Below are 18538 nucleotides of genomic sequence, written 5' to 3' on the forward strand. Positions count from 1 at the left end.
TCTACGGGGGTGGTGTGACAGTCGGGCGCCGCCGTCCCTCACGGGACCAGGCTGTCCAGCGGGACGTGCGGGTCCGCCAGCGCCTCGGTGTCCACCTGGGCCCGGGATCGGATCAGCCGCTGGATGGGTTCCGTGACGTCCCACACATTCACGTTCATCCCGGCCAGCACCCGCCCGTCCTTCACCCAGAAAGCGATGAACTGACGCTTGCCCGCGTCGCCCCGGATCACCACTTCGTCGTACGTCCCCGGGGGCGCCCAGCCCGAGTACTCGAGCCCGACGTCGTACTGGTCCGAGAAGAAATAGGGCACACGGTCGTACGTCATCTCGCGGCCCAGCATCGCGCGGGCCGCCGCCGGTCCGCCGTTGAGGGCGTTGGCCCAGTGCTCGACCCGCAGCCGGGTGTCGAAGAGGGCGTGCGGGAAGGAGGCGACGTCACCGGCGGCGTAGATGTCGGGGTCGGAGGTGCACAGCCGGTCGTCGACCGCGATGCCGCCGCCGTGCGCCCGGTCGGCGATCTCCAGCCCCGCAGCCTCGGCGAGCCCGATGCGCGGCGCCGCCCCGATGGCCGCCAGGACGTCGTGGGCGGGGTGCTCCTCGCCGTCGTCGGTACGGGCGGCCAGCACCATGCCGTCCTGGCCGACGATCTCGGTGAGCCGGACGCCGAAGCGGAAGCGAACGCCGTGCTCGCGGTGCAGCTCGGCGAAGAGGTTGCCCAGCTCGGGGCCGAAGACCGCGTGCAGGGGGGTCGGCCCGTGCTCGACGACGGTGACCTCGGCGCCGTACTCGCGGGCCGCCGCAGCGACCTCCAGGCCGATCCAGCCCCCGCCCGCGATCACGAGGTGCCCGTTGTCACGGCCGAGCGCGGCCAGCACGCCCTTGAGGCGTTCGGCGTGGGCGAGGCGGCGCAGGTGGTGGACGCCCGCGAGGTCCGTCCCCGGGATGTCGAGGCGGCGCGGCTCGGCGCCGGTCGCCAGGAGCAGCTTGTCGTAGTGGACGAGGGTGCCGTCGTCGCCGAAGCGGACGGTCTTCGCCGTGCGGTCGATCGCGTCGACGGTCTGGCCGAGGTGCAGCTCCACGTCGTTGCGCGCGTACCAGGCGGGTTCGTGCACGAAGACGCTGTCGCGCTCCTCCTTGCCGAGGAGATAGCCCTTGGAGAGCGGCGGGCGCTCGTAGGGGTGGTCACGTTCGTCGCAGATCAGTATCACGCGGCCGGTGAAACCCTCCGCTCGGAGCGTCTCGGCCGCCTTGGCGCCGGCCAGGCCACCTCCGACGATGACGAATGTCTGATCCGCGTCGACCACTTGATGCCTCCTCGTAACGTTGTCGCCAAGCGAGCGTCCCGCACGCAGCGTGATGCGGGAAGAGGGTGTGGCCCGATCAGGCCACGCAGGGTCACCCTCCGCCGCCGCCTGTGGGGCGGGTGGTGAGCCTGAGGTGCAGTGAACGTGCCGAGGCGTCGGTGAGCGAGGCAATCTGGTCGACGATCACCCGCTTGCGCGCGCGGTCGTCCCCGGCCTCGTCGAACAGCGCCCGGAACTGCGGGTCCAGGCCGTCGGGGGCGCGCGCGGTGAGCGCCTCGGCGAGCTCGGCGACGACGATCCGCTGATCGGCGCGCAGCCGCTCCTGCTCGGCGCGCTGCATGACGTACCGGTCGGCGACCGCCTTGAGGACGGCGCACTCGTGGCGGGCGGCGCGCGGGACGACCAGCTCCGCCGCGTACCGGGTGAGCCGCCCGGCGCCGTACCGCGCGCGGGTGGCGCCCTCGGCGGCCAGGCAGAAGCGTCCGATGAGCTGGCTGGTGGCGTCCTTCAACCGGGCCTGCGCGACGGCCGATCCGTCGTACCCGTGCGGCCACCACTCCTGCTCCAGGAGCCGGTCGAGGGCCTCGGCGAGCTCGGCGGGGTCGGTGTCGGCGGGCACGTACCGCCCGATGGCGACCTTGAAGATCTCCTGGCGTTCCGGTTCGGCGTGCAGGCAGCCCGGGTCGATGTGTCCGGCGTGCAGGCCGTCCTCGACGTCGTGCACCGAGTACGCCACGTCGTCGGACCAGTCCATGACCTGGGCCTCGAAGCACGTACGGCTGCCGGGGGCGCCCTTGCGGACCCAGTCGAAGACCGGCCGGTCGTCCTCGTAGACCCCGAACTTCCGCGAGCCGGGGGCGGTGGGGTGGGCGCCGCGCGGCCAGGGGTACTTGGTGGCGGCGTCGAGGGCGGCGCGGGTGAGGTTGAGCCCGACGCTGACGAGTTCGCCGGTCTCGTCGCTGCGCATGAAGCGCTTGGGCTCGATCCTCGTCAGCAGGCGCAGCGACTGCGCGTTGCCCTCGAAGCCCCCGCAGTCCTCCGCGAACTCGTTCAGCGCCTGTTCGCCGTTGTGCCCGAAGGGCGGGTGGCCGAGGTCGTGGGAGAGGCAGGCCGCCTCGACGAGGTCGGGGTCGCAGCCTAGGGCGGCGCCCAGCTCGCGGCCGACCTGGGCGCACTCCAGGGAGTGCGTCAGCCGGGTGCGGGGGCTGGCGTCCCAGGCCTGGCTGCGGGTGCCCGGGGTGACGACCTGGGTCTTGCCCGCGAGGCGGCGCAGCGCGGCGGAGTGCAGCACGCGCGCGCGGTCGCGCTGGAAGGCGGTGCGGCCGGGGCGTTTGTCGGGCTCGACGGCCCAGCGCTCGACGGACGACTCGTCGTACGCCTCGTACGCCCCGGACGCCCCGGACGCCCCGGACGCCCCGGACGCCCCGGACGCCCCGGACGCGGTGAGCGTGGCGTGGCCCTCATATGTCGCCGATGTCGTCGATGTCGCCGATGCGTTCGGTGCGTTCGGTGCCTTCGGTGCAGTGCCGTCCATGCACCCGACAGTAAACGCAGCCGGTGACAAACGGGGCGCGGCCTACCGCGGGGAGGCGTGGTTCAGGCCGAGGCCAGCTCGCGTTCGGGGGCCGGTTCGGGGGTCGCGACGGCCTGGTCGTAACGGTGCAGGACCAGACGGGCCATCGCGGCGTGGGTGCCCAGCGGGGCGGCGGCGATCCAGGGGGCGGCCGCGGCGCATTCGGTGGCGAAGCGGCCGGGCGCGGTGAAGTAGGAGGCGACGGCGATGCGGTGGCGGCCGCGAGCGGCCAGGGCGCGCACGGCGGCGGCGACGGTGGGCGCGGCGGCGGAGGCGTACGCGGGGACGACGGGCACGCCGAGGCGTTCGGCCAGCAGCTGGGCGGTGCGGCGGGTGTCGACGATCGATTCCGGGTCGCGCGAGCCCGCGGCGGCGAGCACGACACCGTCGCCGCGCCGGGCCGCGGCGCTCGTCCCGGTCCGCCAGCCGGCCTCGACGAGCCGCTCGTACAGCGTCTCGACGAGGAGGGGGTGCGGGCCGAGGGGCGCGGCGACACGGGCCCGCAGGCCCGGTACGGCGGCCGCGGCCTCGGGGATGTCCCGCTTGACGTGGTAGCCGCGGCTGAGCAGCAGCGGTACGAGAACGGCACCGACGGCGCCGTCCTTGGGGTGGTCGAGGGAGGCGAGCGTGTCGGCCAGCAGCGGTTCGTTGAGCTCGATGTGGCCGAGGTGCACGGACAGGTGCGGACGCAGCTCGCGGACGCGTTCGATCAGGGTACGTACGGTGCTCAGCGCGCGCGGGTCGCGGCTGCCGTGCGCGACGAGGACGAGTAGCGGCGGCGGCGGGCGGCGAGTGCCGTTGAGCGACACGAGGCTGAGCTGGCTGCCGAGCTGGCTGGTGATCGCGTTCATGAGTTGCGCCGTACTGTCGAGGTGGGCGCCACGGAGTGGCTGGCCGCCGGTGGGGGTCCCCCCGCTCGAGCGAAGCCGAGAGTGGGCGAGGGGCTTGGACTCGTCGGGAGAGGGGTTCGACGCCGTCATGGACTGATCCTGGCGGCAGCAGGTTGCCGGACCGTTGCACGGGCATGACGGGTGTTTTCCGGGGGTTCACGGTACGGAACGGTGCCGGTGTGAGCGCCTCCCACCTGCGGCTCCTTCGCGCCGAGTGAGCCCGGTCACGGTAACCGCGCGAACCGAACGGGCTTACGCTGCGTCCCCATCTGTCGAATACCTACGCGAGCACCCACGCGAGCCGACGTCACCGGGGGGACGAACAACCATGCCGCGCCTGCCGCACCCGAGGATCCTCAGACCACGGCTGCCCCGCCTGCCGCGCACCCGCACCGGGCAGCGGCGCGCCGTGCAGGCGATCATGCTGCTGTGCGTGCTGGCGCTGCTTCCGGCGACCTGGCTGTACGTGAGCACGGCCGACCGGCTGCGCACGACGGCGGACGCCCCCCGCACCGAGGTCGCGGTGGTGTTCGGGGCCGGGCTGTGGAACGGCGAGCCGTCCCCGTACCTCGCGCACCGGCTGGACGCGGCGGCGAAGCTGTACCGGGCCGGGCGGATCGAGGTCGTCCTCGTCACCGGGGACAACAGCCGCAAGGACTACGACGAGCCGGACGCGATGCGGGCCTATCTGACGAAGCACGGGGTGCCGGACCGGCACATCGTCAGCGACTACGCCGGGTTCGACACCTGGGACTCCTGTGTACGGGCCCGGAAGATCTTCGGCGTCCACGAGGCCGTGCTGATCAGCCAGGGCTTCCACATCCGGCGGGCGGTCGCGCTGTGCCGGGCGGCGGGCGTGCGGTCGTACGGCATCGGGGTCGACGCGACCCACGACGTCACCTGGTACTACGGCGGTACGCGCGAGGTGTTCGCGGCGGGGAAGGCCGTGCTGGACGCGGTGTTCAAGCCCGATCCGCAGTTCCTGGGGCCGAAGGAGCCGGGGGTGGCCCGGGCCCTGGCGGCGGTGCGCAAGTGAGGGCGGTCATCGATCCCACCGATCTGACGCCCGCGGAACGCCGCGTCTGGGAGGCCTTCCCGCTCGGCGAGGGCGTCGACTTCCGCGAGGGAGGCGAGGGAGGCGAGGGAGCCGCCTCCGGTGAGAACGCCGCCGACGACCCCGCGGCCGGCGCATCCTGGGGCCCCGAGCGGACCGTGCGCGCCGAGGTGCTGCGGGCGCTGCTGCTCGGCGCACCGGCGCGCGACGGGGAGATCGCCGGCCTGAAGCTCACGGGCGCGCGCCTCAGCGGACAGCTGGATCTCCGGTACGGGACGGTCGAGCAGGCCGTGCAGCTGCGGTTCTGCCACTTCGAACAGGCTCCGAAGCTGTACGGGGCGCGGCTGCGCGCCCTGGTGCTGAGCGACTCTGTGCTGCCCGGCTTCAGGGCGGGAAACCTGCGCGTCGACGGGGTGCTGCGGCTCAGCTGCTGCCGCATCTCCGGCCCGGTGCTGCTCCAGGGGGCGAAGATCTCCGGCGCCGTCTTCGTCAACGGGGCGCGGCTCGGCCGCCCGACGGCCCCGGACACCCCGGACGCCCCGGCCACTCCGGACACCCCGAACGCCCCAGACGCCCCAGACACAGAAGAGCCCGAGGAACCGGTTCTCCAGCTCAATCACGCGGACATCGGCACCGACGTATGGGCCGTCGGCCTCGTCGCGCACGGCCAGGTACGGCTGAACGGGGCCACGGTCGGCGGGCTGCTGAACCTGGACGACGCCGAGCTGTACGCGCCGCCCGGTGAGACCGCCCTGCACGCCGAGACCCTCGCGGTCGGCACCGACCTGCGGGCCAGGCGGCTGCGCGTCCGGGGCCGGGTCAACCTCAGCGGGGCCAGGATTCCCCGCCAGCTCGATCTGACCTCCGTCCGGCTGTCCCACCCCGGCGGTCAGGCCCTGCGCGCCAGCAGCTGTGTGATCGGCGAGCTGTGGCTGAGCGGGGCCGCACCGATCGTGGGCACCGTGAACCTGCGCCGCTCCCAGCTGGACCTCCTGCATGTGCCTCCGGGGGTGTGGCCCGACGGCGTCCGGCTCGACGGCCTCAGCTATCGCACCCTCGCCCCGCGGCTGCCCGTCGAGCAGCGGCTACCGCTGCTGGAACGCGAGGAGGACGGCTATCTCCCGTACGCCTACGAGCAGTTGGCCACCGCGTACCGCACCGCGGGCGACGACGCCGCCGCGCGCACGGTCCAGCTGGCCAAACTCCGCCGGCACCGCCGCACACTCCCCCGCTACGCCAGATTCTGGGGCCGGCTGCAGGACGTGACCGTCGGCTACGGCTTCCGGCCGATGCGCGCGGCCGGCTGGCTGCTGTTGCTGCTGTGCACCGGCGCCACCACCTTCGCGCTGCACCCTCCGCATGCCCTGAAACCCGCCGAGGCGCCCGACTTCAACCCCGTCTTCTACACCGTCGACCTCCTGCTGCCCCTCATCGACTTCGGGCAGGAGGCGGCCTTCGCGCCGAGCGGCTGGTACCAGTGGCTGTCGTATCTGCTGATCGCCACCGGCTGGATTCTGGCCACGACGATCGCGGCGGGCGTCACACGCTCCCTGAACCGCCAATAACCGACGGGCGCCTCACCGCACGCCTCACACGCGCCTCACCGCACGCCTCCTGGAAACACCCCCGTTGGCAGGTGCCCCGGGCATTAGCATGGCCCGAGTCACCGCTGGGCGCAGGACCAGTTCGGGACCACTCGTCGGCGGGGGATCGCGTGACGCAGGAGTACAGCTACCGCTGGGGCCATTCCGCACTCACCGCCGACTTCGATCTGAACAGCCGCACACCCCGGCTGGTCCGGCTGGCCCGGCCCGACGACGCGGAGTTCAAGACGAACGCCGAGGCCGCGCTGCCGCTCGTCGACGTGACCCTCCTGGGGCAGGGCACCGGCTGGTCCGGGCCGCGCTTCACGGGTACGGCCCTCGGGCAGCGCCTGGCGCACCGCGCCCACCACGCGGCGTACGGCGACGGCTGGCACCACCTCACCGTCCAACTCCGCGATCCGGCATCCGGGTTGACGGTCTTCGTCGAGTACTCCTCACCGGACGCCGTGCCCGTGCTGCGCACCCGCGTCCGGTTGCGCAACGACGGCGACGCGCCCCTGACCGTGCGCTCCGTCAGCAGTCTGCTGCTGGGCGCGCTGCCCTCGCCGGACGTGCTCGACGTGCACCGGGCGCGCAACGACTGGCTCGCCGAATGCCGTTGGTACGCCGAGGAGTTACGGGAATCGGTGCCCGACGTCGGCCGTGCCTTCCACGGGCATGACGGGCGGGCCGGGCCCCGGCTCGCCGGGCGCGGCAGCTGGCCGACCGACGGGCACCTCGCGATGGGCGCGCTCACCGACCGCGGGGAAGGGCGTTGCTGGCTCTGGCAGATCGAGTCCGCCGCGAGCTGGCTGTGGGAGGCGGGCGAGGCGGACCACCACACATACCTTTCGCTGAGCGGCCCCACGGCGGACGACCACCAGTGGCGTCACGTCCTCGACCCGGGGGCCGAGTTCACCTCCGAGTACGCGGCGATCGCACTCGGCGACGGCTTCGACGGAGCACTGGCCGCGCTGACCGCCTACCGCCGCCTCGTCCGCCGCCCACACCCCGACCACGACCGGCTCCCCGTCGTCTTCAACGACTACATGAACACCCTCATGGGCGACCCGAGCACCGAGAAGCTGCTGCCGCTGATCGACGCGGCGGCCGAGGCGGGTGCGGAGTACTTCTGTGTCGACGCCGGGTGGTACGACGACGAGGGCGCGGGCAGGGGCGAGGGCAGGGGCGGGGGCTGGTGGGACAGTGTCGGCGCCTGGCTGCCGTCGGCGCGGCGCTTCCCCGGCCCCGGCGGCCTCGAAGCCGTGCTCGACCGCATCCGGGAGCGCGGGATGGTGCCGGGGCTGTGGCTGGAGCCGGAGGTGGTCGGCGTCCGCAGTCCGCTCGCGGCCGAACTGCCGGACGAGGCCTTTCTGCGCCACGAGGGCGGGGTACGCGTCACCGAACAGGGCCGCCACCAGCTGGACCTGACACATCCGGACGCCCGCGCGCACCTCGACCGCACGGTCGACCGGATCGTCGGTGACTGGGGCGTGGGCTATCTCAAGCTCGACTACAACATCACCACCTCGGCGCCGGGGCTCCTCGCCCACACGCGCGCCTGGCTGTCCTGGCTCTCGGCCGTCCTGGACCGCCACCCGGGCCTGGTCGTGGAGAACTGCGGGTCGGGCGGCCTGCGCATGGACGGCGCCTCCCTCGCCGTGACCCAGCTCCAGTCCACCTCCGACCAGCAGGACATGCTGCGCTACCCGCCGATCGCGGCCGCCGCGCCGACGGCGGTGCCGCCGGAACAGGGGGCCGTGTGGGCGTACCCGCAACCGGAGTTCACGGACGAGGAGATCGCCTTCACGCTCGGTACCGCGTTGCTGGGACGGGTCCATCTCTCCGGGCATCTGGACCGTATGACGTCCCGTCAACTCGACCTCGTGCGCGATGCGTTGCTGACGTACAAGGGCATCCGGAGCGACCTGTGCCGGTCGGTGCCGTTCTGGCCACTGGGGCTCCCGGGGTGGGGGGACGCGGTGGTGGCGCTGGGGATGCGGGTCCCGTTCCTCGACACCACGTATGTGCTGGTATGGCGGAGGGCGGGGGGCGATCCGGAAGTCGCCCTGCCTGTTGGGAACTTGGCGGGACGGGAGGTCGAGGTTGACATCCTGCACGAGGCGGCTGTGTCACCCGTGGGCCCGGTGGAGTGGGACGGGGCGGCGCTGCGTGTGACACTGCCGGAGGCACCGTCGGTGCTGCTGGTGCGGCTCGCCCCATAGTCGTCGACGAGTGGACCGGTGCCTCAGCGGCCGATGCGCCAGTCCCCGCCCGCGATGAGCGTGCCGCGGGTCCGCAGCCGGGCGGCGACGGCGGGGGCCGCCACGTACACCCAGGCCCGTACGGCCGTGCCGTCCGCGCGGGTCACGTCCCGCGCGACCCGCTCGTACAGGTTGCGGGGGTCGCCCGGCACGTACTCCTCCAGCCGGTCGAGCGCGCCGAGCAGCTCCCCGTACGCCACCGGGAGCGCGGTGACCAGCTCCCCGCACACGACACCTCCGGGCTCTTCGACGGCGTACGGATACCCGGGCCCTTTGTACAGCACGATCCCCCGCATCCGTCCGGGCCCCTCCGACTCCGTACGTCCGCGGAGGAAGAGGTCGTGGTTGTGCTCGCCCGGGCGCAGGGTGCCGTAGACGAAGAAGGGAAGTCTCACTCGGCGGTCTCCTCCGCCACCCATCGCAGGTAGTCCGCGCTCCCCCGGGCGACGGGCGTCGCGATGATCTCGGGAGTGTCGTAGTCGTGCGCGTCGAGGAGATACGCCTCCAGCGCGTCGTACCGTGCGCCCGTCGTCTTGAACAGCACCTGCCACTCGCTCGCCGTCTCCACCGCCCCCTTCCACCGGTAGACGGACGTCACCGGCCCGGCGACCTGCGCGCACGCCGCGGCCCGCGCCTCCACCGCGCCACGCGCGAGCGCCTCCGCCTTCTCGGGGGCGTCGGTCGTGGTCAGCACGGTCAACCAGGTGGTGGCCCCGGTGGCCGTCTCGGCCGCCATCTCCATGATCGTCTCCCATTCGTGAGGGTGCGGAAGCGATTCTCTCCACACCTGAATCTGAGGGGATATCAGCGCCCCCCCACGCGCCTGAGCGCGCCTCCCCGAGGAGACCGACAACGCGGTGGCGACGGCCTGGTCCGCCGTGTCCGTGAACTGAGCCGCCCCGGCGGGGTGCTCCCCGGTGCGTCAGGGGTGGGGCCGGGGAGAACCCGTGAGGTGGGTCTGGGCGGACTTACGGAAGGCCGCCACGAGGCGGCTGTGGTCGTCGGCGCGGGTCGCCAGGACGACATGGCTCGGCTCGACGCCCTCCAGAGGCACCGTGGTGAGGTCGGGGCGGAGGCTGCCGGATCACCCGGCGACGATTCCGGCTTCTCCTGCCCCGCTCCGCGGGAAACCACATTCTTCCCCAGCCTGAAGGCCGCGGCATCCTCCGGGAATCCCGGTGAACAAAGATCGCGCGAGCGGCAGACTTGGCGCCATGAACGAATCGGATCCCAAGGCCGACCTTCACTTTTACCTGCAGTCCGCCCGTGATGCCCTGCTGTGGAAGCTCGAAGGGCTCGCGGAGTACGACATCCGCCGCCCGCTGACACCGACCGGCACCAACCTCCTGGGCCTGGTGAAACACGTGGCCGGCGCGGAACTGGGCTACCTCGGCGACACCTTCGGACGGCCGTCCGGCGAGCCGCTGCCCTGGCTCGAAGACGGTGCTGAGCCCAACGCGGACATGTGGGCCACCGCCGACGAGTCACGCGAGCACATCGTGGAGCTTTACCGCCGGACGTGGGCGCACTCGGACGCGACGATCGACGCGCTGGCGCTGGACACGATCGGCACGGTGCCGTGGTGGCCAAGCGGCAGGGACGAGGTGACGTTGCATCATGCCGTAGTGCGAGTGATCGCTGATACACACCGGCACGCCGGGCACGCCGATATCCTCCGGGAACTCATGGACGGTGCCGTCGGGATGAACAAGAACAACGACAGCATGCCGCCGGGCGACTCGGCGTGGTGGGAGAACCATCGAAGCCGGCTGGAGCGTACGGCTCAGGAAGCCGACCGAGACGCGTAACTTCACACCAGACCGAGTCAGACGACGATCGGCATCCACTCGCCCAGGGCCAGATCAACCGAGATCCCCGGCATCCCCACGTCTCAACTGATCTGGCCGCCGCAGGTCATAGGTCCGGGCCGGGGCCAGATCATTTGAGACGGGGCAGCAGGCACCAGATTCAAACCGGAGTTTGAACAAGCGACGGAGGTGGGCCCTCCGGACCGGGTACGACATCCAGCTCGCACCAGACCGACTTACCGACGGTCAGTTCGCGCACGCCCCAGCGGTCGGCGACCGCGCCGACGATCAGTAGCCCGCGCCCGAACATGTCATCCACGGACGCCTCACGCGGACACATATCGAGCCGCGGGGACGGCCGACCGCGTTCACCCGCCGTACGGCCGCCTCTCCCTCGCCTCCCGTAGCGCCCGTCCCCACCACACCACCTGGTCGAGCATCACCTTCGCCGCCGCGTCCGGGGCCGAGGGGTCCTTGAGGCGGCCGGCGTCGTCGAAGGCGGCGCTCGCGCCGTGGAAGGAGACCGTGTCGCGGACGGTCACGGCATGGAGTTCGGCGAAGACCTGACGGAGGTGTTCGACGGCGCGCAGGCCTCCGGCGAGGCCGCCGTAGGAGACGAGGGCGACGGGCTTGGCGCGCCACTCGGTGTAGTGCCAGTCGATCAGGTTCTTGAGGCCGGCGGGGTAGGAGTGGTTGTACTCGGGGGTGAGGACGACGAACGCGTCGGCGGCCGCCAGCTTCGGGGTGACACCGGCGAGCGCGGCGGTCGCCTCCGGAGTCGGGGACAGGGTGGTGGGCAGCGAAATGTCGGCGACGTCCACGACCTCCACCACCAGGTCGTCGTGCTCCCGGATCAGGCTCAGCAGCCAGTCGGCGACCACGGGACCGAAGCGGCCCTCGCGGTTGCTGCCGACGACGACGGCGACCCGTACGGCGTCATCAGCGGTTTCGGGGACATCAGGGGCTGTTGGGGTAGCGGCAGCTGTCTTCATGACGCACAGCCTGGTACCTCAACCTTCCTTGAGGTCAAGGCTCCCCCGATCCGCCCCGGTCACCCGTTCACACCCCTGCCGCCGCCCTTCCGGGTCTTTTCCACGATACGCCAGCCCTACGCCGATGACCTGCTGGAATGACACCGCAACCGTCCCGTCACGCGCCCCGTCCGACACCCGTTCACCGTACTTCTGACGCCCCCTCAGGAAGCGCGCGCGGCCGAGTGCCACTTACCTCGGAAGGGCAGGGGTACGACCGACGCAGCGGCACTTGGGGGTGCCGCGGGCCGCGCCCCCTCGGAGGAGCACTGCCATGCGACGCACAGCTCGTCTGCTGACTTGTACCGCGCTCGCCGTCGCCGCCGCGGGCCTCGCCGCCGCGCCCGCGTACGGAGGGGCCACGGGCAGCCTGGAGGTGTTCCCCTCCGCCGTCATCCCGGGGGCCGACGTCACCGTGAACACGGCGGCGTGCGGCGCGGACGGCACCGCGACGGGCGACGCCAGCGCGGTCGGCGCGGGCATCTTCATGCTCGCCGCCAGCGCGCACGAGCAGGACGCGATCGGCCAGTTCCGGGTGCCGCCGAGCGCGCAGCCGGGGACGTACGAGATCGTCGCGAAGTGCTCCCACGGCCGGCAGGTCACCGGCGATCTGACGGTGAACCTGACCGCGACGCGCGACCAGATCCAGCCGCGCGGACATGTGGACACGGGGGTCGGCGGCGCGCTCGGCCCCGACCCCGTGCAGACCGCGGCGGGAGTGGCGGCCCTGGCCGTCGCCGCCGCGGGCGGTACCTGGCTCCTGCATCGCCGGGCGAGAGGCGACGGGATCTGACGGACACCCTCCGCTGTCCGTCCGCCGGTACCGCCGTCCCCTCCCCCTCCGCGGCCCGACACCCCTCGCGGCCCGGAGGGGGAAGGGGACCCACCCCAAACCCGACCCCAACGCCGACCCCAACGCCGACGCCGATGCCGACAAAGACCGCAAACACAGCCACAGCCGGAACCACAACCACATACTGACCCCGAGAGGAGGCTCCCGTGCCCCGGGTCAGCAACGCCGCCATAGCCTCCGTCACCGTGGTCGCCCTCTGCTCCGGCGTCTGGCTGGTGCACAACGGCACCGCGAGCCACCCCCCACCCCAGCCCTCCGCCGCGCAGGCGGGCATGGACGACGCACGCCAACAGGCCGCCCCCGCGCTCCGGCACTCCCCGCCCGAACGCATCCGCATCCCCTCGATCGGCGTGAACGCCCCCCTGATGGGCCTCGGCCTCACCCCGCAGGGCAGCCTGGACGTCCCGCCCCCCGGACAGACGAACCTCGCCGGCTGGTACGAGGCCGGCACCACCCCCGGCGAGAGGGGCACCGCCGTCATCGCCGGACACGTCGACAACGCCGATGGACCCGCGGTCTTCTACCACCTCGGCGCCCTCAAGAAGGGCGGCTCCATCGAGGTCCGGCGCCGCGACGGCGGCACCGCGCTCTTCACCGTCGACGCCGTCGAGGTGTACGACGCCCGCCACTTCCCCGACGAGAAGGTGTACGGCGCCGCGGCCCGCCCCGAACTGCGCGTCATCACCTGCGGCGGCGGCTATTCGAGGACAACCGGATACCAGGGGAACGTGGTCGTCTTCGCCCATCTCACCGGCAGCCGCTAGCGCGCCTACGCGATCCACTCCTGGTACGCCAGATTCGCCACCAGCGCGAACACCACTGTCAGCAGCACCACCCGGACGAACCCGCTGCCCTTCTTCAGTGCGGTGCGCGCCCCCACCGTGCCGCCGACCAGGTTGAACACGGCCATCAGCGCGGCCAGTTGCCAGTACACCGTGCCCTTCCAGGCGAAGGTGGCGAGGGCGCCCGCGTTGGTGCAGCAGTTGACGATCTTGGCGGTGGCGGAGGCGGTCACCAGGTCGAGGTGGAGCAGCGCGGTGAGGGCGAGGACGAGGAACGTACCCGTGCCGGGGCCGATGAGCCCGTCGTAGAAGCCGATGCCGAGCCCCGCGAGTCCGATCGCGGCGAGCACGCGGCGCGGGGAGACGGGCTCGGCCGAGGGCGCCGTACCGAAGGCGGGTCGCAGCATCACGAAGGTCCCGACGCCGAGCAGCACCACCATGACCACCGGCTTCAGTACGTCCGTACTCATCCCGGCGGCCACGAGGGCACCGGCCGTGGAACCGGCGAGCGCCGCGAGACCGATCCGTACGGCCAGCCGGACGTCGACCGGCGCCTTGCGCGCGTAGGTCACCGCCGCGCCCGTGGTCCCGACGATCCCGACCGCCTTGTTCGTCCCGAGCACGTACGCGGTCGGCGTGCCGCCCGGCAGCCCGAGCAGCATCGCGGGGAGCAGGAGCAGCCCGCCGCCCCCCACCACGGCGTCGATCCAGCCCGCCGCGAGGGAGACGAGGCAGAGCACAACGACGATGGTCAGCGATATGTCGGGCATGATCGCGACCCTATGGACGGGATGGATGCCCCGTCCATGAATCCCGTGAGCCTTGAGGGTCTTCTGAGGTTCACCCCGCCCCGCCCCGCCCCGCCCCACCTCAGCCCACCCCACCCCACCCCACCCCAGCCCAGCCCAGCCCAGCCAACGGTCCACCCCACGGCGTACCTCACAGCGCACGTCGGAGCGTGCGCCGAACCCTCACAACCGGACGCATCCCCCGCTGAGGGCAGCGTTCCTCCCGGGAAACAGCCGTGATGCGACCGGGTAACACCGGCATCGCACGCTGCGATACATGACCTCGAATACGCGTGTGGTGGTGATCGGCGCCGGACTCGCGGGCGCCCGTCTCGCCCAGCGGCTCGGAGAGCTGGGTGCCCCCGCCCTGTCCGTCACGCTCGTCGGCGACGAGGAGCACCGCCCGTACAACCGCGTACTGCTCGCCGAGGTGCTGGCAGGCCGCTACGCCCCCGAGGTGATCGCCCTCCCGCGACCCGCCGGTCTCACCCGCGCCCGGGTCACCGGAATCGACCGCGCCGCCCGCAGCGTGCACGGCGCGGACGGATCGGTGATCGCATACGACACGCTGGTCCTCGCGACGGGTTCGAACCCCGTGCTGCCGCCCCTGCGCGGACTGTTCACGCCCGGCCGGCACGAACTCCCGGAGGGTGTGCACGCGTTCCGCACGATGGACGACTGCCTGGGTCTGTCCAAGGCCGTACGGCCCGGCGTCCGCACCGTCGTGATCGGCGGCGGGCTGCTCGGTGTCTCGGCCGCCCGCGCGCTGGCGGTGCGCGGTGCGCAGGTGGTGCTGGCCCAGCAGGGCGAGCGGCTCATGGAGCGCCAGCTCGACCCGTCCGCGTCCCGGCTGATGCACCGGCACCTGACGGAGCTGGGCGTCGAGGTGCACACCGAGTGCCGGGTGCGCGACGTGCGCTGCGTCGGCGGCGCGGTCCGCTCGGTCGAACTGGCCGACGGATACGCCCTCGACGCCGACCTCGTCGTCCTCGCCTGCGGGGTCCACCCCCGGGTGGGGCTCGCGCAGGACGCGGGGCTCGCCGTCCACAAGGGCATCCTCGTCGACGACGAGCTGCGGACGTCCGATCCGCACATCCGGGCGATCGGCGACTGCGTCCAGCACGAGGGAACCGTCTACGGCCTGGCCGCACCCGCCCTTGAACAGGCCGACGCCCTGGCCGAGTTGATCGCCGCGGAAGCGGGAGGCACCGGCGGCACCGGCACCGGCTCCGGCACCCGCTACACCGGCACCCGTTCCCTGACCCGACTCACCCTCGCCGGCCACACCCCCTTCGACATGGCGGCGTTCGGCGACCCCGATCCCCGCCCCGGCGACGACGTCGTCCAGCTCGCCGACGCCACCCGCGGCACCTACCGCAAGGTCGTCGTCCGCGACGACCGGCTGGTCGGCGGCGTGCTCGTCGGCGAACTCGGCACCGTCGGCGCGCTCGCCCGCGCCTGGGAGGGAGCGGAACCGCTCCCCGCGGACGGCGCCCCGCTGCTCCACCTGCTCACCAACGACGGAGGCTCCTGAATGACCACGGACACGACGACGATGACGGCGGCGGCGAACGCCACCGACGGCGCCGCGCACACCATCGTGCTCGTCGGCCATGGCATGGTCGGCCAGCGCTTCCTCGAAGCGCTCGCCGAGCGCGGCCTGACCGCCACGCACCGCGTGGTCGTGCTGTGCGAGGAGCCGCGCCCGGCGTACGACCGCGTCCAGCTCACCTCGTATTTCTCAGGCCGCACACCGGAGGAACTCTCCCTCACCGACAGCGAGTTCATCGCCGAGCACGGCATCGAACTGCACCTGGGCGACCCGGCCGAGACGATCGACCGGGACGCGCGGACGGTGACGGCCCGCTCGGGTCTGGTGATCACGTACGGCACGCTCGTCCTCGCCACCGGCTCCTACCCCTTCGTGCCGCCGGTCCCCGGCAAGGACGCCGAGGGCTGCTTCGTCTACCGGACCATCGAGGACCTGCTCGCCATCGAGGAGTACGCGAAGGCGCGGGCGACGACGGGTGCGGTGGTCGGCGGCGGCCTGCTCGGGCTCGAAGCCGCGGGTGCGCTGAAGGGGCTCGGACTGGCCACGCACATCGTGGAGTTCGCGCCGCGCCTGATGCCCGTACAGGTCGACGAGGGCGGTGGCGCCGCGCTCCTGCGCACCATCCAGGACATGGGCCTGACCGTCCACACCGGCACCGGCACACAGGAGATCGTCACCGGTGACGACGGCGCCGTGAGCGGCATGAAGCTCTCCGACGGCTCCGAACTCGCCACGGATCTGGTGGTGTTCTCGGCGGGCGTCCGCCCGCGCGACCAGCTCGCCCGCGACACCGGGCTCACGGTCGGCGAGCGCGGCGGCATCACGGTCGACGACCAGTGCCGCACCTCGGACCCGCACGTGTTCGCGATCGGCGAGTGCGCCCTCGCCTCGGACGGCCGGGTGTACGGCCTGGTCGCGCCCGGCTACAAGATGGCGGAGACGGCCGCCGCCACGATCGCCGCCGACGAGGCCAGCTTCACCGGCGCCGACCTCTCCACCAAGCTCAAGCTGCTCGGCGTCGACGTGGCCTCCTTCGGAGACGCACACGGCGCCACCGCGGACTGCCTCGACGTCGTCTACTCCGACTCGCGCTCGGGCACGTACAAGAAGCTGGTCATCGGCCGCGACGGCGCGCTGCTCGGCGGCATCCTGGTCGGCGACGCGGACGCGTACGGCACCCTGCGCGCCTTCACCGGCTCCGTGCCGCCGATCGCCCCCGAGCAGCTGGTGCTCCCGGCGGGCGCGGGCGCCCCGGTCGCCCTCGGCCCCTCCGCGCTCCCCGACTCCGCGGTCATCTGCTCCTGCCACAACGTCACCAAGGGCACCATCCGCGGCGCGGTCACCGAGCACTCCTGCACCACCGTGCCCGAGGTCAAGAAGTGCACCAAGGCAGGTACGGGCTGCGGGAGTTGCGTCAAGGTTCTCGGCCGGCTCGTCAACGACGAACTGGAGGCGAGCGGCGTCGAGGTCGACCACGGCCTGTGCGGCTGCTTCTCCCAGACCCGCGAGGAGCTGTACGAGATCGTCCTCGCCCTGCGCATCCCCTCGTACCAGGTCCTGCTGGACCGCTACGGACGTGAGGGCGCCCGCGGCGGCGAGGGCTGCGAGGTCTGCAAGCCGGCCGTCGCCTCGATCATCGCCTCCCTCGCCCCGACCATCGGCACCAGCGGTTATGTCCTCGACGGCGAGCAGGCAGCCCTCCAGGACACCAACGACCACTTCCTCGCCAACCTCCAGAAGAACGGCTCGTACTCCGTCGTGCCGCGCATCCCCGGCGGCGAGATCACCCCCGAGAAGCTGATCGTGATCGGCGAGGTGGCCCGGGACTTCGGCCTCTACACGAAGATCACGGGCGGCCAGCGCATCGACCTCTTCGGCGCGCGGGTCGAACAACTCCCCCTCATCTGGGCGCGGTTGGTGGACGCGGGCTTCGAGTCGGGCCACGCGTACGGAAAGTCCCTGCGTACGGTCAAGTCCTGCGTCGGGCAGACCTGGTGCCGCTACGGCGTCCAGGACTCCGTCCGCATGGCGATCGACCTGGAGCTGCGTTACCGGGGCCTGCGCTCCCCGCACAAGCTCAAGTCGGCGGTCTCCGGGTGCGCCCGCGAGTGCGCCGAGGCCCAGTCCAAGGACTTCGGCATCATCGCCACCGCGAGCGGCTGGAACCTGTACGTCGGCGGCAACGGCGGCGCCACTCCGCGCCACGCGGACCTGCTCGCGCAAGACCTCTCCGACGCCGAACTCATCCGCCTGATCGACCGGTTCCTGATGTTCTACATCCGCACGGCGGACCGCCTGGAGCGCACGTCGACCTGGCTGGAGCGGATCCCGGGCGGCCTGGACCACGTACGCGAAGTCGTCGTGGAAGACTCGCTCGGCATCTGCGAGGAGCTGGAGTCGCTGATGTCCGCGCATGTCGCCGCCTACCGCGACGAGTGGGCCGAGACCATCAACGACCCCGAGAAGCTCGCCCGGTTCGTGTCCTTCGTGAACGCCCCGGACACCCCCGACCCGGTCGTCGGCTTCGTCCCCGAGCGCGACCAGATCAAGCCGGACCTGCCGCTGCTGAGCATCGGCCGACGCCCCCTGGGATCGCCGGAGACCCTGGAAGCCCTGGAAGGAAGCGCCCAGCGATGACCATTGCCCCCGAGACCACCGACCTGAAGGTCCAACTGCGGCTGGACAACGACTGGTTGACCATCTGCGACCGGTCCGTACTGACGCCGGGCCGCGGAGTCGCCGCCCTGCTGCCGGACGGCGGCCAGGCCGCCGTGTTCCTCGACCGCGCGGGCCGGATGTACGCCATCGACAACCGTGACCCGTTCGGCGGCGCGGCGGTCCTCTCCCGCGGCCTGCTCGGCTCCCACCAGGGCCGCCCGTTCGTGGCCTCGCCGCTGCTGAAGCAGCGGTTCGACCTGGAGTCGGGCCGGTGCCTGGACGACGACACGGTACGGGTGACGACGTACGAGGTACGAGCTTCGTAACGTTCGCCTCCTGACGGCCGCTTCCTGACGGCCGGGGTGACCGGGGCCTCCTCACGCCCACCGGTCCGTCAT

Annotated in this window: 16 protein-coding genes and 1 pseudogene; 9 read left to right on the plus strand and 8 right to left on the minus strand. The window is 72.2% G+C overall.

Annotated elements, in window-relative coordinates:
• Nucleotides 1-38 precede the first annotated feature (38 nt).
• From OG747_RS13720 to OG747_RS13730, 3 genes are all read right to left on the minus strand, one after another.
• Nucleotides 39-1304 (minus strand): NAD(P)/FAD-dependent oxidoreductase, encoded by a 1266-nt coding sequence (locus OG747_RS13720; protein WP_405879606.1) that lies wholly within the window; start codon nt 1302-1304, stop codon nt 39-41.
• A 91-nt stretch (nt 1305-1395) separates the two neighbouring features.
• Complete coding sequence (locus OG747_RS13725; protein ID WP_405879607.1) at nt 1396-2838, minus strand: deoxyguanosinetriphosphate triphosphohydrolase; 1443 nt, start codon at nt 2836-2838, stop codon at nt 1396-1398.
• A 62-nt stretch (nt 2839-2900) separates the two neighbouring features.
• Nucleotides 2901-3728 carry a sirohydrochlorin chelatase gene (locus OG747_RS13730; protein WP_405879608.1) on the minus strand — a complete coding sequence of 276 codons (828 nt, stop codon included), beginning with the start codon at nt 3726-3728 and terminating at the stop codon, nt 2901-2903.
• A gap of 367 nt (nt 3729-4095) precedes the next feature.
• Here OG747_RS13730 and OG747_RS13735 point away from each other — a divergent pair, with 367 nt between their 5' ends.
• The 3 genes from OG747_RS13735 to OG747_RS13745 all read left to right on the plus strand — a co-directional run bounded on the left by OG747_RS13735 (nt 4096) and on the right by OG747_RS13745 (nt 8629).
• Nucleotides 4096-4803 (plus strand): vancomycin high temperature exclusion protein, encoded by a 708-nt coding sequence (locus OG747_RS13735; protein ID WP_405879609.1) that lies wholly within the window; start codon nt 4096-4098, stop codon nt 4801-4803.
• A gap of 8 nt (nt 4804-4811) precedes the next feature.
• Nucleotides 4812-6386, plus strand: coding sequence for a membrane-associated oxidoreductase (locus OG747_RS13740; RefSeq protein WP_405885532.1), 1575 nt, complete (start codon nt 4812-4814; stop codon nt 6384-6386).
• Nucleotides 6387-6535: 149 nt separating this feature from the next.
• Nucleotides 6536-8629: an alpha-galactosidase gene (locus OG747_RS13745; RefSeq protein WP_405879610.1), complete on the plus strand. Its 2094-nt coding sequence runs from the start codon at nt 6536-6538 to the stop codon at nt 8627-8629.
• A 23-nt stretch (nt 8630-8652) separates the two neighbouring features.
• Here OG747_RS13745 and OG747_RS13750 read toward each other — a convergent pair whose 3' ends face one another.
• The 3 genes and pseudogenes from OG747_RS13750 to OG747_RS13760 form a co-directional block, all read right to left on the minus strand.
• Nucleotides 8653-9063 carry a gamma-glutamylcyclotransferase family protein gene (locus OG747_RS13750; RefSeq protein ID WP_405879611.1) on the minus strand — a complete coding sequence of 137 codons (411 nt, stop codon included), beginning with the start codon at nt 9061-9063 and terminating at the stop codon, nt 8653-8655.
• On the minus strand, nt 9060-9404 hold the full coding sequence (gene cutA, locus OG747_RS13755) for a divalent-cation tolerance protein CutA (protein ID WP_405879612.1): 345 nt from the start codon (nt 9402-9404) through the stop codon (nt 9060-9062). The genes OG747_RS13750 and cutA overlap by 4 nt, the downstream gene beginning before the upstream one ends.
• 186 nt (nt 9405-9590) lie before the next feature.
• Nucleotides 9591-9743, minus strand: a pseudogene (locus tag OG747_RS13760) (LysR family transcriptional regulator); the annotation flags it as partial.
• A 139-nt stretch (nt 9744-9882) separates the two neighbouring features.
• On the opposite strand from OG747_RS13760, the gene OG747_RS13765 reads away from it, so the two are divergent.
• Complete coding sequence (locus tag OG747_RS13765) at nt 9883-10476, plus strand: DinB family protein (RefSeq protein WP_405879613.1); 594 nt, start codon at nt 9883-9885, stop codon at nt 10474-10476.
• 368 nt (nt 10477-10844) lie between these two features.
• Here OG747_RS13765 and OG747_RS13770 read toward each other — a convergent pair whose 3' ends face one another.
• The gene (locus OG747_RS13770; protein WP_405879614.1) at nt 10845-11468 is read right to left on the minus strand and encodes an NADPH-dependent FMN reductase; all 624 of its coding nucleotides are present in this window, start codon (nt 11466-11468) and stop codon (nt 10845-10847) included.
• Nucleotides 11469-11781: 313 nt separating this feature from the next.
• On the opposite strand from OG747_RS13770, the gene OG747_RS13775 reads away from it, so the two are divergent.
• Both OG747_RS13775 and OG747_RS13780 read left to right on the plus strand, forming a co-directional pair.
• On the plus strand, nt 11782-12300 hold the full coding sequence (locus OG747_RS13775; protein WP_405879615.1) for a hypothetical protein: 519 nt from the start codon (nt 11782-11784) through the stop codon (nt 12298-12300).
• 206 nt (nt 12301-12506) lie between these two features.
• Nucleotides 12507-13124, plus strand: a complete 618-nt coding sequence (locus tag OG747_RS13780) for a class F sortase (protein ID WP_405879616.1) — start codon at nt 12507-12509, stop codon at nt 13122-13124.
• 5 nt (nt 13125-13129) lie between these two features.
• Here OG747_RS13780 and OG747_RS13785 read toward each other — a convergent pair whose 3' ends face one another.
• On the minus strand, nt 13130-13912 hold the full coding sequence (locus OG747_RS13785; protein ID WP_405879617.1) for a sulfite exporter TauE/SafE family protein: 783 nt from the start codon (nt 13910-13912) through the stop codon (nt 13130-13132).
• 295 nt (nt 13913-14207) lie between these two features.
• Between OG747_RS13785 and OG747_RS13790 the strand changes: the two genes are divergently transcribed.
• From OG747_RS13790 to nirD, 3 genes are read left to right on the plus strand one after another with little or no spacing between them, the layout of a single operon-like run.
• A complete protein-coding gene (locus OG747_RS13790; protein WP_405879618.1) occupies nt 14208-15464 on the plus strand; it encodes an NAD(P)/FAD-dependent oxidoreductase in 1257 nt (418 codons plus the stop codon).
• A complete protein-coding gene (gene nirB / locus OG747_RS13795; protein WP_405879619.1) occupies nt 15465-18119 on the plus strand; it encodes a nitrite reductase large subunit NirB in 2655 nt (884 codons plus the stop codon).
• Nucleotides 18116-18466, plus strand: coding sequence for a nitrite reductase small subunit NirD (gene nirD, locus OG747_RS13800; protein ID WP_405879620.1), 351 nt, complete (start codon nt 18116-18118; stop codon nt 18464-18466). Before nirB ends, nirD begins: the two co-directional genes overlap by 4 nt.
• Nucleotides 18467-18538: the final 72 nt, after the last annotated feature.

Origin of the sequence: Streptomyces sp. NBC_01384, assembly GCF_045040035.1 — a bacterium.
Classification (GTDB): Bacteria; Actinomycetota; Actinomycetes; order Streptomycetales; family Streptomycetaceae; genus Streptomyces.

Bases quoted from the DNA above. Each gene is read 5' to 3' on its own strand.
- OG747_RS13725 (WP_405879607.1), bottom strand. From the start codon at position 2,838: ATGGACGGCACTGCACCGAAGGCACCGAACGCACCGAACGCATCGGCG.
- OG747_RS13730 (WP_405879608.1), bottom strand. From the start codon at position 3,728: ATGAACGCGATCACCAGCCAGCTCGGCAGCCAGCTCAGCCTCGTGTCG.
- OG747_RS13735 (WP_405879609.1), top strand. From the start codon at position 4,096: ATGCCGCGCCTGCCGCACCCGAGGATCCTCAGACCACGGCTGCCCCGC.
- cutA (WP_405879612.1), bottom strand. From the start codon at position 9,404: ATGGCGGCCGAGACGGCCACCGGGGCCACCACCTGGTTGACCGTGCTG.
- OG747_RS13765 (WP_405879613.1), top strand. From the start codon at position 9,883: ATGAACGAATCGGATCCCAAGGCCGACCTTCACTTTTACCTGCAGTCC.
- OG747_RS13770 (WP_405879614.1), bottom strand. From the start codon at position 11,468: ATGAAGACAGCTGCCGCTACCCCAACAGCCCCTGATGTCCCCGAAACC.
- OG747_RS13775 (WP_405879615.1), top strand. From the start codon at position 11,782: ATGCGACGCACAGCTCGTCTGCTGACTTGTACCGCGCTCGCCGTCGCC.
- OG747_RS13785 (WP_405879617.1), bottom strand. From the start codon at position 13,912: ATGCCCGACATATCGCTGACCATCGTCGTTGTGCTCTGCCTCGTCTCC.
- OG747_RS13790 (WP_405879618.1), top strand. From the start codon at position 14,208: ATGACCTCGAATACGCGTGTGGTGGTGATCGGCGCCGGACTCGCGGGC.
- nirB (WP_405879619.1), top strand. From the start codon at position 15,465: ATGACCACGGACACGACGACGATGACGGCGGCGGCGAACGCCACCGAC.
- nirD (WP_405879620.1), top strand. From the start codon at position 18,116: ATGACCATTGCCCCCGAGACCACCGACCTGAAGGTCCAACTGCGGCTG.